We start from the raw sequence: 13,341 nt of genomic DNA, 5'->3' as shown, positions 1-13,341 counted from the left end.
GCAGTTGCGAACTGAAGCGTCTCTAAACTGGTAGGGCTAGGCCGCCGAGGGGCAAGCCGCAATGCGGCATGAACGATCCGGCGGATCTGTCACGCTTATGATTCTGAATACGATTTCTTCGTACTCGCCCCTGCGCCCGCCTCATGGCAGCCACCCGAGCGCGCGCCACCAGAGGTAGTTCAACGGCGCTGCAACAACGAGTGATGCGGTGCCGAAGGCGACGGTGAGGCGGGTGGCGTCCCGCAGGGACACGCCGCCCAGCTCGCGCGCGAACACGATCGGCGGCGCTTGGTAGGGGAAGAACACGGTACTGTAGCCCACGACCTGAATCATCACCACGGTCAACGCGGGCAGCCCGCTTCCCGTCGCCATCTCGCCGGCGAGGGCCGTGTAGAGCGCGGGCGCGCCGTTGGCGGTGACGAGGAGCGTCAGCGCGGTGGCGATGCCGGTGAGCACGGCGTAGTTCTGGGCGTCGGCGCCCGGCTCCAGGGGGGCGACGGCGAGCAGGGCGTGGCCGAGGCGGGCGCCGAGCCCGGTCTCGTTGACGAGCGCCACGAGGCCGAGCAGGGCCGCGATGTAGAAGCAGGTGCGCAGCGAGACCTGCCCGAAGGCGTCGGCCGGGATCACGCCCACGCGCGGCATGATGCAGAGCGCGGCGGCCGCGAGCCCGATCCAGGCCGGGGCGATGCCGTGCAGGCTGTCGGTCGCCCAGAGCGCCAGGGTCGCGACGAGGAGTGCGGCGAGCCGCCGTTCCGCGCCCGAGAGCGGGGCCGTGGCGGCGGCGCCGTCGCGCCGGGGCTCCAGCCGGTCGGGGAAGAGGCGCACGACGAGGAGCGTCAGGAGGCCGCCCTTCGCGACCGCCAGGACCGGGCCGTGCAGCCAGAGATAGGGCAGGTAGGAGAGATGCAGCCCGAGCAGGCTCTCGGCGGCGCCCGCCATGACGAGGTTCGGCACGTTGGCGGGCAGGATCGCGGCCGAGAGGTTGGGCGTCGCCACGCCCACGGCCAGCACGGCGGCGGCCCGTCCCGGCCGCCCGGGGCCGAGGCCGAACCGGTCGCACAGCGCCAGCGTCACCGGGATCATCAGGGCGATGCGCCCGAGATTGGAGGGCATCACGAAGGCGAGGGCGACGCTGAAGGCGACGAGTCCGCCGATGAAGCGCGGGTAGGAGCCGCCGAGCCGGCCGGAGAGCCCCTGCGCCAGGCGCGCCCCGAGCCCGGTGCGGGTCATCGCCTGCCCCACCACCATGCCGGCGAGCACCAGCCAGAAGGCGGAGGCCGCAAACCCCGAGAACACGGTGGCGGGCGCCCCGAGCTTCAGGAGCATCGCCAGCGCGAAGAAGACGAGGACCGTGACGATCTCGGGGATCAGCGCGGTCGCCCACAGGCCCATGCAGAGCACGAGCAGGGCGCCGGTCGCCCAGATGGCCGCCTCTCCGTGCATGGATGAACCCCCGTTCGAGGCCGGCAGCATTCTGCCGGTCTGGAACCGTTCGCAATTCGGGACTCGTTGACGGAGCCTTCGTGGAAGGCGAAGGCAAGGGCTCGGAAATCCCCCGCAGAGTGAGGAGGGAGAGCGACGCGCTTCGCCCCTCACGGATGCTGGAGCCACGATGATGCGCTTCGACCTCGTCGATCTCTCGCTGTTCCGCCACGTGGTCGAGGCCGGCTCGATCACGCACGGGGCGGCGCGGGCGCATCTCGCACTCGCCGCCGCCTCGACACGGATCCGCGGGTTGGAGGAGAGCCTCGGCGCCGCCCTCCTCACCCGCAGCCGCCTCGGCGCCAGCCCGACGCCGGCGGGGCGGGCGCTTCTCGCCCACGCCCGTACGATCCTGGCGGCGGTCGAGCGGATGCAGACCGAGCTCTCGGCCTTCTCCGGCGGCACGGTCGGGCAGATTCGGGTGGTGGCGAACACCAACGCGCTGACCGAGTTCCTGCCGGAGGCCCTCTCGGCCTATCTGGCGGCGCATCCCGGCGTCAGCGTCGACATCGACGAGCACACCTCGGACGAGATCGTCGGGCTGGTGGCCGAGGGCGCGGCCGATCTCGGCATCCTCTCCGGCACGGTCGACACGGCTGCGCTGCAGACCTTCCCGTTCCGGCAGGACCGCTTCGTGGTGGCGGCGGCGAGCGGCCACCCGCTGGCGGGGCGGGAGGCCGTGTCCTTCGCGCAGGTGCTGGAGCACGATCTCGTCGGTCTCGACCGGGCGAGCGCCATCACGCGCTTCCTCGCCGAGCGCGCGGCGCGGATCGGACGCCCGATGCGGCTGCGGGTCCAGTTGCGGGGCTTCGATGCGGTCTGCCGGCTGGCCGACGCCCGGGTGGGGCTCGGCATCGTGCCGGAGAGCACGGCGCGCCGCGCCGCCCGCGGGCTCGACATCGCCGTGGTGCCGCTGACCGATCCCTGGGCCAGCCGCGACCTCACCTTGTGCCTGCGCGACCTTGCGGCGCTTCCGGCCTTCGCGCAGGCCTTCGTGGCGCATCTGCGGGCCTGACGCGGGGGGCGGCTTGGCGTAGCCTCTCGCCTTTCGGATGGAGCGAGAGGAGCGGGCTGGCGTGATCGCGACGGTGGATTCGGTGGCCCCGCGGCGCGGGGCGGCGCTGCTCCTCGAGGTGCTGCGCTCGGAGGGCGTGCGCTACATCTTCGGCAATCCGGGCACCACGGAGCTGCCCCTCATCGACGCGCTCACCGAGACGCCGGACATCGCCTACGTGCTGGCCCTGCAGGAGGCGAGCGCGGTCGCGATGGCGGACGGCTACGCGCAGGGCGCGCGGCGCCCGGCCTTCCTCAACCTGCACACGGCGGGCGGGCTCGGGCACGGCTTCGGCAACCTGATCAACTCGCACGTCTCGGGCACGCCGCTGGTGGTGACGGCGGGCCAGCAGGATTCGCGGCACGCCATCACCGACCCGCTGCTCTCGGGGGACCTCGTCGCCATCGCGACGCCCGCGGTGAAATGGGCGCGCGAGGTGACGAACGCCGACCAGCTCGCGATCCTGCTGCGGCGCGCCTTCCACGACTGCAACGCCGCGCCCTCCGGCCCCGTCTTCCTGTCGCTGCCGATGGACGTGATGGAGGCGATGACGGCGGCGCCCGCGGGCGCGGTCTCGACCATCGACCGCTGCGCCACGGCGGGCTCGCTCGACCGCCTGGCCGACCACCTCGCGGCGGTGCCGCCCGGCCGGTTGGCGCTGATCGCGGGCGACGAGATCGATTCGAGCGACGCCTCGTCCCAGGCGGTGGCGCTGGCCGACCGCCTCGGCGCTCCCGTCTACGGCTCGTCCTGGCCGGCCCACATCCCCTTCCCGACGGCGCACCCGCTCTGGGCCGGAAACCTGCCGACCAAGGCGACGGAGATCGCAGAGATCCTGGGAGGTTACGACGCAGTCTTCGCGCTGGGTGGCAAGTCGTTGATCACGGTCTTGTACACCGAGGGCTCGGCGGTGCCGGCCTCGACGCAAGTGTTCCAGCTCTCGGCGGACGTGCGCGACCTCGGTCGCACCTATACCACGACGCTCTCGATGGTCGGCGACATCCGCGCCTCGCTCGACGCGCTGCTGCCGCTGCTGGAGCCCCGCCTCGCGCCCCAGGCGGAGGCCTACGCGAAGCTGCGTGCGCGGGCGGCGGAGGCGCGGGTGGCCCGGCGCGCCCGGCTCGCGGAGGCGGCGGATGCCGCCTTCGCCGACCCGGTGATCGCGCCGCTGGTCGCGGCCCGCGAGGTGGCGCGCGCGGTCGGTCACGATGTCGCGATCGTGGACGAGGCGCCCGCGACGCTCACCCACCTGCGCACCTTCCTCGACAGCCCGAACACCCACCAGTACGCGGCCATGCGCGGCGGCGTGCTCGGCTGGGGCATGCCGGCCGCGGTCGGCTTCTCGCTCGGCCTCGACCGCGCGCCCGTGGTCTGCGTGGTCGGGGACGGGGCCGCGATGTACTCGCCCCAGGCGCTCTGGACGGCGGCGCACGAGCGCCTGCCGGTCACCTTCGTGGTGATCAACAACGCCGAGTACAACATCCTGAAGCGGTTCATGAAAACGCAGACCCACTACGCCTCCGTGCGGGCCAACCGCTTCATCGCGATGGACCTCGTCGATCCGCGCATCGACTTCCCGTCCCTGGCCGCCTCGATGGGCGTGCCGGCCCGGCGGATCGAGCGGGCCGGCGACATCGCGCCCGCGATCGAGGCGGGGATCCGCTCAGGGAAACCGAACCTCGTGGAGGTGGTGGTTCAGGCGACGTGATACGGTTACCGTTCGATCGCCTCAGCGCGCACGGGTCCCCCCCTCTCCCCGCGCGCGGGGAGAGGGGAAGCGCGGCATCTTAAAGCGGTAGGAGAGGATGTTTGCTGGGTGGATCAAGCACTTGATGCTTGATCCTCGCAAGGTGCGTGAGACTGTGCGCTGTCCGGCCCTGGCCGCTGGGCGTTCCAGATCGCTTCGAGCAGTTCCAGCGCGTCCTCGGTGTACGCGATGTCCCCGGTCCAGTAGCGGACGAGGACGTCGAGGTTCTTCTCGACCCAGGCTTCCTGGGCCCGCTCCTCGCCCGGGCCCAGGCGATGCCCGTCCACGAACCGGTAGGGCCGGAGCGCGTAGGATCCCATCTGGGCGTTGCGCACCTTCGGGTTGGGCGAGACCTTCACGCGGACGTCGTGCTGGGCGCCGTCGCGCTGCGAGATGAAGACGATGAAGGGCAGGCCCGTTCTCTGAGACCGCAGATTGGCCATGCCGAACGTCGCCTGCCCCTGAGGCTCGTCGGTGTGGCGGGTGCTCCGGAAATTCATCCCGGCCTCCTCGATCCGCCGCCGTCTGAGCCGGAATGGTGCGCCGCCCCGTTCTAGAAATCCAGGTCCGCGTAGTGCGGCGCGGGCGGCATGCCCGGCACACGGTCGGCGAGCAGGCTGCGGAACGAGGGCCGCGACTTCACCCGCGCGTACCAGTCCCGCGCCGTCTCATCGTCGTCCCAGGGCACGTCGCCGAGATAGTCCACGCAGGAGAGATGCGCCGCCGCGGCCAGATCCGCGTAGGTGAGGTGGTCGCCCGCGATCCAGCGACGCCGGGCCATCAGGTAGCCGATGTACTTGAGGTGGTAGCCCACGTTGATCCGCGCCGCCCGGATCGCGTTCATGTCCGGCGCCCCGCCCCCGTCGCGGCTCGACATGAAGCGCTTCGAGATCTTCTCGGTGACGAGGTAGCCCGTCACCTCGGCGTCGAACTTCACAAGGAACCATTCGAGCAGGCGGCGCACCTCGACCCGGTCGGCGGTCGCCTCCGGCATCATCCGCCGGCCGGTCAGGCCGAGGCCCCGGGTCTCGTCGAGATACTCGGCGATGATCCCGGCGCCCGGCACCACGAGGCCGCCCTGCTCCAGCAGCACCGGCGTCTGGCCGGCCGGGTTGAGCATCAGGAACTCGTCCCGCCGCTCCCAGGGCTTCTCCTCGGCGAGCACCGGCTCCATGCCCATCTCGGCGAGCACGAGCCGGATGAAGCGGGAATTGGCGCAGAAGGGAAAGTGATAGAGCGTCGCCATCGAGGCCGTTCGAAACGGGCGGGGTGCCGGCCGGACGCACCGCAGGAAAACTTCGCGGGACCGGGCAGGAGGATGAGATATGTCCCGATCGTTGCCGACCCCTTAACACGCCGGCCTCTCTCCGGTAACTGCCCGTCAACCTTGGCGGCCGTTCGCTGGGTCTTGCGTTCCCTGGATCTTGGCGGCCGCCCACTCTTTCGGGCTATGCGGGCCCGCTCACCGGACAATCGAGGCGGACAGACATGGATGCGATGAGCATCGCGAAGGCGGTCGTGCTCGCGGTCGTCGAGGGCGCCACCGAGTTCATCCCGGTCTCCTCCACCGGCCACCAGCTCCTCGTCGGGCACTTCATCGGCTTCCACTCGCCCAACAACACCTTCGAGGTGCTGATCCAGCTCGGCGCCATCCTGGCGATCCTGGCCGTGTATTTCCGGCGGCTGCTCGCCATCGCGACCGCCCTGCCCCGCGACCCGAACGCGCGCCGCTTCGTGCTGGCGATCCTGCTGGCCTTCCTGCCGGCGGCGATCATCGGCGGCCTCTTCTCGAAGCTGATCAAGGCCTACCTGTTCAACCCCTGGATCGTCTGCGCCACCCTGGTGGCGGGCGGCCTCGTGCTGCTCGTCCTCGACGACACCGAGCTGGAGGTGAAGAAGACCGACGTCTACGATTTCAGCCTGCCCATGGCGCTGAAGATCGGCGTGTTCCAGTGCCTCGCCATGATCCCGGGCGTGTCGCGCTCGGGCGCCACCATCGTGGGCGCGATGCTGATGGGCGCCGACAAGCGCTCGGCCACCGAGTTCTCGTTCTACCTCGCCATGCCGACCATGGCGGGCGCCTTCGCCAAGGACCTGCTCGACAACTACAAGAACCTCAACGCCGACGACACGGGCCTGATCGTGATCGGCTTCGTGGTGGCCTTCTTCGCGGCGCTGATCGTGGTGCGCACCGTCCTCGACTACGTCGCGCGGCACGGCTTCTGGCTGTTCGCGTGGTGGCGCATCATCGTGGGCGCGCTGGGCTTTGCGGGGCTCATCATCCTGGGTTGAGACCATTTGCACGGGCTCGGCCGATCGGGCGATTGCCACGCTTGTCCCGGTATGCGAGGGCAGGTGACGAAGAACGGGCGGATGTAACCGTCCGCCCGAGGATTCGCAGGGCCCGCCGCGCATGGAAGACAGACCGCTCGCCGACCTCTTCGAGCCCGCCACCCGCGAGCGCTGGCTCGGCCTCGTCGCGGGCGTGCTCAAGGGCGCCGACTTCGAGAAGCGCCTCGTCTCGAAGACCGCCGACGGCCTGCGCATCGAGCCCCTGTACGACCCGGCCGAGCCCACCCCCCAGCCGGTGCGCACCCCCGGCCCGTGGCGCGTCGTGCAACGGATGGACCACCCCGACGTGGCCGCCGCCAATCGGCAGGCGCTCGCCGACCTCGAGGGCGGCGCCGACGCGCTCGCGCTGGTCTTCGCGGCGGCGCCGACCGCCCGCGGCTACGGCCTCTCCGCAACGGACGTGGACGCCCTCGACGCGGCGCTCCAGGGCGTGATGCTGCCGCTGATCGCGCTGCGCCTCGAGGCGGGCGGGCAGGCGCTCGAGGCCGCCGGCCTGATCAAGGCGCTGGCGGAGCGGCGCGGCGAGGATCTGGCCGGCCTCGACCTCGACCTCGGCATCGACCCCGTGGGCAAGCTCGCCGCCACCGGCAGCCTCGGCGCGGTCTGGTCCGACATCGTGCCGAAGCTCGGCGCGACGCTCCGCGACTTCGACGCCGCGGGCTTCCGCGGCCGGGCGCTGCTCGCTGACGGGCGGCCCTACCACGAGGGCGGCGCGGGCGAGGTGGACGAACTCGCCGCGGTGCTCGCCACCGCCGTGACCTACCTGCGCGCCCTGGAGGCCGAGGGGCACCCGCTGGAGCGGGCCCGCGACGCGGTCGGCGTGCTGCTCGCCGCCGATGCCGACGAGTTCCTGGGGCTCGCCAAGTTCCGCGCCATGCGCCGGCTCTGGGCCCGCGTCGAGCAGGCCTGCGGGCTCGACCCGAAGCCGCTGCGCCTCCACGCCGAGACCGCGTGGCGGATGATGACCCGGCGCGACCCCTTCGTGAACATCCTGCGCACCACCCTGGCGACGGCCGCGGCCGGGCTCGGCGGCGCCGATGGCGTGGCCGCCCTGCCCTACACCCAGGCGCTCGGCCTGCCCGACGCCTTCGCCCGGCGCGTCGCCCGCAACAGCCAGATCGTCCTCCTGGAGGAATCCGGCCTCGCCCGGGTCTCCGATCCGGCCGCCGGCGCGGGCGGGTTCGAGGCGCTGACCGCCGAACTGACCGAGCGGGCCTGGGAGGCCTTCCAGACGATCGAGCGGGAGGGCGGCATCGTCGCCTCGCTGAGCGTCGGCAAGCTGCAGCGCCGCATCGAGGCGGTGCGCGAGACCCGCGCCCGCAACGTCGCCACCCGCCGCGAACCGCTGACCGGCGCGACCGAGTTCCCGCACCTCTCCGAGAAGCCCGTGGCGGTGCTCGACGTCGCTCCCGTGCCGGCGCCGGCCGCCTCCGAGTTCGGGACCGGCGCGGCGGTCGCCTGCGATCCCCTGCCCTCGGGGCGCCTCGCCGAGCCCTTCGAGGCGCTGCGCGACGCCTCCGACGCGGTGCTCGCCAAGACGGGCGCCCGCCCAGCGGTGTTCCTGGCCAATCTCGGGCCGCTCTCGGCCTTCAACACCCGCGCCACCTTCGCTGCCAACGCCTTCGCGGCGGGCGGCATCGAGGCCCTGTCGAACGAGGGCTTCGCGGACGAGGCGGCGCTCGCGGCGGGCTTCCGGGCGTCCGGCGCCCGGATCGCCTGCCTCTGCTCGTCGGACGCGGTCTACGCCGAGCGCGCGGTCGCGGCGGCCCGCGCCCTCAAGGAGGCGGGGGCCGGCACGGTCTACCTCGCCGGCAAGCCCGCCGACCCGGACGCGCTGAAGGCGGCCGGCGTCGACGGCTTCCTGCAGGCGGGCGGCGACCTCCTGGCCTTCCTCGCCGAGGCGCTGCGGCGGGCCGTGACGGGCTGAGGCGCGGGAGCCGCGCCGCACGGTCGCAACCGAAACCGGTCTGACGAGTTTCAGCCACGCTCGGCGCGCACCGCGTCGGGCGCTTGGCACGGACCACTCGGACACCCCACCATGAAGCACCTCGCCCTCGCCGCCGCCGCCCTGACGCTTGCCGCAGCGGGCATCGGCTCGGCCGACGCGGCACGGCGCTCGCCCCAGGTGCCGGACCGCTTCGACGGCAACTGGAGCATCGAGGTCGTCACCGAGTCGGGGGCCTGCGACCGGGCCTACCGCTACGGCGTGCGCATCAACCGGGGCGAGGCGAGCTATCCGGGCGGCGACTTCCAGGTGAGCGGCCGCGTCGCGCCGAACGGCCAGGTGCGGGCCACCATCTCGAACGCGCTCGGCAGCGCCAACGTGGTCGGTCGCCTCGCCAAGGACGGCTACGGCAGCGGCACCTGGACCGCGTCCGGCAGCAGCCAGTGCCGCGGCCGCTGGAACGCCGAACGCCGCGGCTGAGAACCGTTCCGTCGGCGCGGTGCGGCGGAACGTCGCAGATCCTGCGCGCCGGTCGAAGGGGCTCACGGCGCCGGCCCGGCGATGCTGCGCCGCGGCGTCCGGAGCCCTGTTCCGGTCGCAATCGCGTGGAAGAGTCCGGGCTGTCCGATGCCCTTCGAGACCTTCCGCATGAAGACCGCGCTTCTCGGTTCCCTCGCCGTCCTCGCCCTCCTCTCCGCGGCCGAGGCCCGGCCCCGCCCGAGGGCCGACGCGGACGCCGTCCTGACCCCGTTGCGCGAGGCCGCGACCGACTGCTTCGCCGAGACCGTGATGTCGAATCCCGGTGCGATGAACCACGCCCGCGCCGGGCGCTGGTATCAGGCCGCCGGCGTGATCGGCTTCCTGTGCCGGCCCGAGGTCGACGCCATGGTGCGGGCCCACGACCGGGCCTACGGACCCGGCACCGGCGACCGCTACTTCAAGGGCGGCTACGCCCGGCACCTCGACCGGCAGCTCGCCGCCCGCCTCCAGCCGCTGCTGGAGCGCAAGGCGGTCGCCAGCGCCGAGCCGCCCGCCGAGAAGGCGGAGCCCGAGGAGACCGGCGCGCATTGAGCGGCGCTCAAGCGGCCTCCGGGCGCTCTGCCCGCCCGCGATAGGACAAGGCTTCCGCGAGATGCAGCCGGCGCACCGTCGCCTCGCCGTCGAGGTCGGCGAGCGTGCGGGCGAGGCGCAGGGTCCGGTGGAAGCCCCGGGCCGAGAGGCGCAAGGACTCGGCGGCTGAGCGGATCAGCGCCGCGCCCTCCGCATCGGGCCGCGCCACCTCCTCGATCAGCGTCGCCGGGCAGGTCGCGTTCGTGGTCGCGTTTGAGAGGCCGCGCGCGGCGTAGCGCTCCCCCTGCAGCCTGCGCGCCGCCGCGACCCGGGCGGCGGCCTCGGCCGAACCCTCCTCCGGCGGCGGCAGGATCAGGTCGGCCGCGCTCACCGCCGGCACCTCGATGCGCAGGTCGATCCGGTCGAGGAGCGGACCCGAGATGCGCGCGCCGTACTGGGCCATGCAGCGCGCGTTCGGCCCTCGGCGGCAGGCGTAGCCCGGCTCCAGCGCCTGCCCGCAGCGGCAGGGATTCATCGCGGCGACCAGCTGGAAACGGGCCGGGTAGACGACCCGGTGGTTGGCCCGCGCGATCATGATCTCGCCGGTCTCCAGGGGCTGGCGCAGCGAGTCGAGCACCTGGGGCGTGAACTCGGGCAGCTCGTCGAGGAACAGCACCCCCCCGTGCGCCAGCGAGGCTTCGCCCGGCCGGGCGCCGAGCCCGCCGCCCACGAGCGCGGCCATCGAGGCCGAGTGGTGCGGCTCGCGGAACGGGCGCCGGGTCGAGAGCGCCCCGCCGCGCAGCTCGCCGGCCACCGACTGGATCATCGAGATGTCGAGGAGTTCGCGGGGGGTGAGCGGCGGCAGGATCGAGGGCAGGCGCGCGGCCAGCATCGACTTGCCGGCGCCCGGAGGCCCGTTCATCAACAGGTTGTGGCCGCCGCTCGCGGCGATCTCGAGCGCGCGCTTGGCGCCCTCCTGGCCCTTGATGTCGCGCAGGTCCGGCAGCGGCCCGTGGGCGGCCGCGATCGCCGGCTCCGGCCGGGCCATGACCTGGCTGCCCTTGAAGTGGTTGGCGAGCTGGATGAGCGAGCGCGGCGCCAGCACGTCGAGGTCGCCGCCGGCCCAGGCCGCCTCCGGCCCGCAGGGCGCCGGGCAGATCAGCCCGAGGCCGCGCGCGCCCGCCGCGATCGCCGCCGGCAGCGCGCCGTTCACCGCCGTGATCGTGCCGTCGAGGGCGAGTTCGCCGAGCACGCAGTAGCCGCCGAGCGCGTCGGCCGGGATCGCGCCGATCGCCGCCATCACGCCCAGCGCGATCGGCAGGTCGTAGTGCGAGCCCTCCTTCGGCAGGTCGGCGGGCGCGAGGTTGACGGTGATGCGCTTGGCCGGCAGCGCCAGCCCGGAGGCGATCAGCGCGCCGCGCACGCGCTCCCGCGACTCGGCCACCGCCTTGTCGGGCAGGCCGACCACCGCGAACTGCACCGAGCCCGGGATGATCTGCACCTGCACGTCGACGGCCCGCGCCTCGATGCCCTCGAAGGCTAGCGTGAGAAAGCGGCGGCATGAAAAAAACGTTGTTCACACAGGTATTTAATGATCACCCTCCCCTGCCCTTTTCGATCGCGGAAGCACCACGGAAGCAGCCGGTGAAAATGCGGGTGCTTAGATGGCGTGGCTGCGGCGCGGCGGTTCTAGCGCTAGCCACCTGCCTCGCCGCCGCGCCGGCCCGGGCCGACGGTGCCAATGTCGCTGGCTACGGTGCTCTGTCCTGTGCGCAGGCTGTCGCTGCCCTCGACAACGTCGCGGAGCGCCACGGCATCGTGCAGTGGACGCTCGGCTTCATGTCCGGCGCCAACGCTGCGCAGATGATCCATGCCGGCACGTTCCGAGACCTGACGAACCTGAACGCCGAGTTGGTGGCGGGATCCCTCCGTGCCGCCTGCGCCGAGACGCCTGGGGCGCCGCTCGTCACGGCAGCCGAGAAGCTGTTCAGTTCTCGGCTTGTGCGAACGGCACCGAAGCAGCGGTGAGGCTCCCGGGAGCGTCGGATAGGCAACGGCATGGCGTCCTGCCGCCGAGGAAGATCAGCCGTTCACGGTCCGTTGATGTGGCCGGCCGACAACTTGAAGCAGGTCGTCCGGCGCCAGCGGAACTATTAGCTTGGCTATTCGTTCTGCTCGCATGGAACACTACAAGTCGACCTTCGCCGTCACGGGCATTGCCGTGCTGGGCCTGATGGCCGCTGCAGGTATCCTGCATCCCGGCAACTTCGAGCGGCAGGTTCAGCCGGCTGCCAAGGGCCACGCGGTGGCCGCGGCCCCGACGGCTTGGGTCGATCCGCCGGCGAGCCGCAGCGTCGCTCTGCGGCGGGCGGCGCCGCTGTCCGACATGGCCGCGTTGATGAAGTCCGAGCCGACGGTGGCGCTCTCCGCCGACTACGCGATGGTGCAACCGCTGCCGGCTGAGCTGACGCTGGTGGCAACCACCGCCCGCAGCGCGCGGGCGTCGCATGGGCCCAAGCTGGCGCGGCGCGCAGTTACCACGCGCCAGGCCGCTCTGACCCGTCCGGCCGCAGACGAGGCGAGCGCCGCGCAGCAGCCGAGTAGCGCCGATTCCCCCAGCCAGAAGATCGACCCGATCGGCGATCTGCTGCGCGGCCTCGGCCTCACTGACAAGGGCTGAGGTCTCGCGGGCGGCGTGAATCACAGAAGCGTCGCCAGCCCGACCGCTGCTCCGCCGACCACGATCAGCGCACAGCCCGCCACGATCTCGCCAGCGCGCCGCAGAATCCCCAGCACCGGCGCGATGGGCTCGCGCGGCGGTTCGACGGGCGGGAAGTCGACGTTGAGCTCGCGCGCCGCTCTCGCCGCGCAGGCGTGAACCGCCGCGTCCGCGAGCCCGTCGTGCTGGATGTGCCAGCGCAGATGCCGCAGCAGCGCCAGGGTGCCGAACCGCGTTGAGCACGGCGTTGCGAGCAGCCGGGCCAGCGCCTGCTCCTTCTCGGCATGGGCCTGCAGCACCTTCGCCTCTGGCGCCATCTGCCACACCGCCCACGCCTCATCGTGGGCGTCGATCGCGGCCAGGACCGGATCGGCGTGGAAGGGCACATGCTCGATCAGACGCGGGGCGGCCGGCGGCAGGGGCTGGCTGAAATCGGGGAAGCGGGCGTGCGTCATCGTTCGGGCTCCGGTGCGGGCTCGTTGGTCGGCTTCGTGATGGCGGGGGTGGTCGTCGGCGCCGGCGCGGTGGCGCGGCGGTCAGGTGCGGGCGGCTCGAGTGCGACGTGGGCTGCTGGTCAGTGAGCGGCGCGGCGGCGGGCGGCCCTAGCGGCCTGCCACACGCCAGTGAGGGCGGCGGAGAGGCACACGCCCCACGCCTCGCCCGTGACCTCTCGGCGGCACTGCGCCGAGTAGACGGCGGCGGCCATGATGGCGCGGCGGTCGTAGGCGCCGTTCACGACGAGCGGGCGGCTGCCCTGATCGCGGCGGGCTCGCGTGGCGGCGAGCTTAGCGAAGGTAGCGGCGCGGCAGATGGCTGCGCGCTCGCCCGGGGCGAACTGCTGCCGATCGGCGTGAAGGGCGCGGAGTGCGCTGTTCCAGGATAGGGTGCGGGACATCGGGAGATCCGTTGAACCGTTGGAGGCGTGGTGATACTTATGGATCAGCACGCGACTTTAGTCAAACGTTCGGATCGCAATGAGCCAAAAGGATCAT

General features: G+C 72.4%; 14 protein-coding genes. 8 read left to right on the top strand and 6 right to left on the bottom strand.

What is annotated here, in order from left to right:
- Window positions 1-141: 141 nt before the first annotated feature.
- Complete coding sequence (locus tag MFF56_RS23575; RefSeq protein WP_066925395.1) at window positions 142-1,443, bottom strand: SLC13 family permease; 1,302 nt, start codon at window positions 1,441-1,443, stop codon at window positions 142-144.
- A 169-nt stretch (window positions 1,444-1,612) separates the two neighbouring features.
- On the opposite strand from MFF56_RS23575, the gene MFF56_RS23570 reads away from it, so the two are divergent.
- Together MFF56_RS23570 and MFF56_RS23565 are read left to right on the top strand one after the other, a co-directional pair.
- A complete protein-coding gene (locus MFF56_RS23570; protein ID WP_238231399.1) occupies window positions 1,613-2,497 on the top strand; it encodes a LysR family transcriptional regulator in 885 nt (294 codons plus the stop codon).
- Window positions 2,498-2,558: 61 nt separating this feature from the next.
- Window positions 2,559-4,244: a thiamine pyrophosphate-binding protein gene (locus MFF56_RS23565; RefSeq protein WP_238231397.1), complete on the top strand. Its 1,686-nt coding sequence runs from the start codon at window positions 2,559-2,561 to the stop codon at window positions 4,242-4,244.
- Window positions 4,245-4,357: 113 nt separating this feature from the next.
- Here the strand turns inward: MFF56_RS23565 and MFF56_RS23560 are convergent, their stop codons facing one another.
- Both MFF56_RS23560 and MFF56_RS23555 read right to left on the bottom strand, forming a co-directional pair.
- Window positions 4,358-4,783: a hypothetical protein gene (locus MFF56_RS23560; RefSeq protein ID WP_066925389.1), complete on the bottom strand. Its 426-nt coding sequence runs from the start codon at window positions 4,781-4,783 to the stop codon at window positions 4,358-4,360.
- 53 nt (window positions 4,784-4,836) lie between these two features.
- Entirely contained in the window at window positions 4,837-5,529 is a 693-nt protein-coding gene (locus tag MFF56_RS23555; RefSeq protein ID WP_066925386.1) for a glutathione S-transferase family protein, read from the bottom strand.
- A 242-nt stretch (window positions 5,530-5,771) separates the two neighbouring features.
- On the opposite strand from MFF56_RS23555, the gene MFF56_RS23550 reads away from it, so the two are divergent.
- From MFF56_RS23550 to MFF56_RS23535, 4 genes are all read left to right on the top strand, one after another.
- Entirely contained in the window at window positions 5,772-6,575 is an 804-nt protein-coding gene (locus MFF56_RS23550; RefSeq protein ID WP_066925384.1) for an undecaprenyl-diphosphate phosphatase, read from the top strand.
- Window positions 6,576-6,696: 121 nt separating this feature from the next.
- Window positions 6,697-8,562: a methylmalonyl-CoA mutase subunit beta gene (locus tag MFF56_RS23545; RefSeq protein WP_238231395.1), complete on the top strand. Its 1,866-nt coding sequence runs from the start codon at window positions 6,697-6,699 to the stop codon at window positions 8,560-8,562.
- A 111-nt stretch (window positions 8,563-8,673) separates the two neighbouring features.
- The gene (locus MFF56_RS23540; protein WP_066925819.1) at window positions 8,674-9,060 is read left to right on the top strand and encodes a large exoprotein involved in heme utilization or adhesion; all 387 of its coding nucleotides are present in this window, start codon (window positions 8,674-8,676) and stop codon (window positions 9,058-9,060) included.
- 168 nt (window positions 9,061-9,228) lie between these two features.
- A complete protein-coding gene (locus tag MFF56_RS23535) occupies window positions 9,229-9,651 on the top strand; it encodes a hypothetical protein (RefSeq protein ID WP_066925832.1) in 423 nt (140 codons plus the stop codon).
- 7 nt (window positions 9,652-9,658) lie between these two features.
- Here the strand turns inward: MFF56_RS23535 and MFF56_RS23530 are convergent, their stop codons facing one another.
- Window positions 9,659-11,158 carry a YifB family Mg chelatase-like AAA ATPase gene (locus MFF56_RS23530; protein WP_283207442.1) on the bottom strand — a complete coding sequence of 500 codons (1,500 nt, stop codon included), beginning with the start codon at window positions 11,156-11,158 and terminating at the stop codon, window positions 9,659-9,661.
- A 32-nt stretch (window positions 11,159-11,190) separates the two neighbouring features.
- Here MFF56_RS23530 and MFF56_RS23525 point away from each other — a divergent pair, with 32 nt between their 5' ends.
- Both MFF56_RS23525 and MFF56_RS23520 read left to right on the top strand, forming a co-directional pair.
- A complete protein-coding gene (locus tag MFF56_RS23525; RefSeq protein WP_238231391.1) occupies window positions 11,191-11,658 on the top strand; it encodes a hypothetical protein in 468 nt (155 codons plus the stop codon).
- Window positions 11,659-11,809: 151 nt separating this feature from the next.
- Entirely contained in the window at window positions 11,810-12,310 is a 501-nt protein-coding gene (locus MFF56_RS23520; RefSeq protein WP_238231389.1) for a hypothetical protein, read from the top strand.
- Window positions 12,311-12,330: 20 nt separating this feature from the next.
- Here MFF56_RS23520 and MFF56_RS23515 read toward each other — a convergent pair whose 3' ends face one another.
- Together MFF56_RS23515 and MFF56_RS23510 are read right to left on the bottom strand one after the other, a co-directional pair.
- Window positions 12,331-12,804 (bottom strand): hypothetical protein, encoded by a 474-nt coding sequence (locus MFF56_RS23515; protein ID WP_238231386.1) that lies wholly within the window; start codon window positions 12,802-12,804, stop codon window positions 12,331-12,333.
- Window positions 12,805-12,923: 119 nt separating this feature from the next.
- The gene (locus MFF56_RS23510; RefSeq protein WP_238231384.1) at window positions 12,924-13,244 is read right to left on the bottom strand and encodes a hypothetical protein; all 321 of its coding nucleotides are present in this window, start codon (window positions 13,242-13,244) and stop codon (window positions 12,924-12,926) included.
- Window positions 13,245-13,341 lie beyond the last annotated feature (97 nt).

It is taken from the genome of Methylobacterium hispanicum (genome assembly GCF_022179285.1).
GTDB classification, from domain to species: Bacteria; Pseudomonadota; Alphaproteobacteria; order Rhizobiales; family Beijerinckiaceae; genus Methylobacterium; species Methylobacterium hispanicum.
This window is presented reverse-complemented; position numbering and strand designations above follow the sequence as displayed.

Excerpts from the sequence above, each read along its gene's own strand:
- MFF56_RS23525 (WP_238231391.1), top strand. The coding sequence starts at position 11,191 with ATGAAAAAAACGTTGTTCACACAGGTATTTAATGATCACCCTCCCCTG.
- MFF56_RS23535 (WP_066925832.1), top strand. The coding sequence starts at position 9,229 with ATGAAGACCGCGCTTCTCGGTTCCCTCGCCGTCCTCGCCCTCCTCTCC.
- MFF56_RS23570 (WP_238231399.1), top strand. The coding sequence starts at position 1,613 with ATGATGCGCTTCGACCTCGTCGATCTCTCGCTGTTCCGCCACGTGGTC.
- MFF56_RS23510 (WP_238231384.1), bottom strand. The coding sequence starts at position 13,244 with ATGTCCCGCACCCTATCCTGGAACAGCGCACTCCGCGCCCTTCACGCC.
- MFF56_RS23550 (WP_066925384.1), top strand. The coding sequence starts at position 5,772 with ATGGATGCGATGAGCATCGCGAAGGCGGTCGTGCTCGCGGTCGTCGAG.
- MFF56_RS23520 (WP_238231389.1), top strand. The coding sequence starts at position 11,810 with ATGGAACACTACAAGTCGACCTTCGCCGTCACGGGCATTGCCGTGCTG.
- MFF56_RS23555 (WP_066925386.1), bottom strand. The coding sequence starts at position 5,529 with ATGGCGACGCTCTATCACTTTCCCTTCTGCGCCAATTCCCGCTTCATC.
- MFF56_RS23560 (WP_066925389.1), bottom strand. The coding sequence starts at position 4,783 with ATGAATTTCCGGAGCACCCGCCACACCGACGAGCCTCAGGGGCAGGCG.
- MFF56_RS23575 (WP_066925395.1), bottom strand. The coding sequence starts at position 1,443 with ATGCACGGAGAGGCGGCCATCTGGGCGACCGGCGCCCTGCTCGTGCTC.
- MFF56_RS23515 (WP_238231386.1), bottom strand. The coding sequence starts at position 12,804 with ATGACGCACGCCCGCTTCCCCGATTTCAGCCAGCCCCTGCCGCCGGCC.
- MFF56_RS23545 (WP_238231395.1), top strand. The coding sequence starts at position 6,697 with ATGGAAGACAGACCGCTCGCCGACCTCTTCGAGCCCGCCACCCGCGAG.
- MFF56_RS23540 (WP_066925819.1), top strand. The coding sequence starts at position 8,674 with ATGAAGCACCTCGCCCTCGCCGCCGCCGCCCTGACGCTTGCCGCAGCG.